Source organism: Vibrio sp. 10N.222.49.A3 (assembly GCF_041475145.1).
Lineage (GTDB): Bacteria > Pseudomonadota > Gammaproteobacteria > Enterobacterales > Vibrionaceae > Vibrio > Vibrio tasmaniensis_A.
The window spans coordinates 1-1,406 of sequence record NZ_JBFRVM010000200.1; the positions used below are offsets into that span (position 1 = coordinate 1).

Below are 1,406 nucleotides of genomic sequence, written 5' to 3' on the forward strand. Positions count from 1 at the left end.
TAATGCCGATCGTTTAAGAAGACTTGAACGATCTTGCAGTTAGCAGATAATCCCCATCAACAACGTTGATGGGGATTTTTTTATGCTTGAACAAGAATTAGCAATGGCACACGAGACCATTGAAGATGCCGACAATTATGAATCTGTTGTCGACGCCATTCAGATTGAGTGGATAGAACAAGCTCTTCTTGAAACCAATAAAGCGAGCATAAGACGACGTCGGCTTCCCGCTCAGCAAGCTGTCTGGTTAGTTATTTGGATGGGGCTGCAACGCAACATGTCTATCAAAGAGGTGTGCAGTTCATTAGACATTGCACTTCAGCCTAAACCTGAAGATAGCTGGTCTCGTGTTGCACCCAGTGTCCTAACTGATTCACGCCGACGTCTAGATGAGAGTCCGTTAGCGGCTCTGTTTCACACAACGGTAAAGGCTTGGAATGGAGATATCCTTCAACAAGACAAAGACTTAGAGCTTAATGTTCTTGCTGTCGATGGGACAACATTTAGGTGCCAAGATTCCCCAGAGAACGCTGAAGAATTTGGGTTCATCTCTAAAAAATTGAAACCTTACCCTCAACTTCGTTTAGTCGCTTTGATGTCAACAGAAACTCGAATGATTATGGGGGCGGCTTTTGATGGCTGTCATGTCGGTGAAACGACCTTAGCTAAGCGCCTATTCAATGATATCCCCGCACATTCATTGACCTTATTTGATCGTTGTTATTTCTCGGCAGACCTCTTGTTGTCGTGGCAAGAGAGTGCGGAAAATGCTCACTGGCTAATGCCTGCAAAGCGTAAGCTACGCTATGAAGTGTTGGAGAAATATGCGGAGAACGACATGCTCATCTCAATGCCCATATCTCCTCAAGCTCAACGGCAGAATCCGAATTTACCCGCACGTTGGGAAGCCAGATTAGTCCTATATCAAGAGCCAAAAGGTGAGATAAAAGGTTTTATTACTTCACTTACAGACCCTAGTAGATACTCGCTAGAAAGCCTGCTGCGTATTTATTGGCAACGCTGGGAGATAGAAGAAGGTTATGGTGAAATTAAACAGACTCAACTGCAAAGTCACGTCACTTTACGAAGTCGTTTTTCTGCCGGTGTGAAGCAAGAGCTGTGGGGCGTATTACTTGCCTATAACTTAGTGCGATTAGAGATGGTTAAGATAGCTTCAGAAGCCGGGGTTCGAGCGACTAGGGTCAGTTTTACCGCCGCAATTAACCTTATTGATGCGCAATTACGTTGGTTAGCTTTAAGTCCAGACGGAACTCTACCTGTAAAACTGAAAAGGATGAGAGACAGTTTGAGTCACTTCATTCTTCCAGATAAAAGAAAGGACCGAACGTTTCCACGTTCAGTCCTCTTTGTCCCAGCCAAATATCCGTTCAGGTTCAAGCAATAAT

Annotated in this window: 1 protein-coding gene; it reads left to right on the top strand. The window is 44.5% G+C overall.

Features of this window, described 5'->3' with window-relative positions:
- Positions 1–82 precede the first annotated feature (82 nt).
- The gene (locus AB4589_RS22910) at positions 83–1,405 is read left to right on the top strand and encodes an IS4-like element ISVbsp1 family transposase (RefSeq protein ID WP_009845967.1); all 1,323 of its coding nucleotides are present in this window, start codon (positions 83–85) and stop codon (positions 1,403–1,405) included.
- Position 1,406 lies beyond the last annotated feature (1 nt).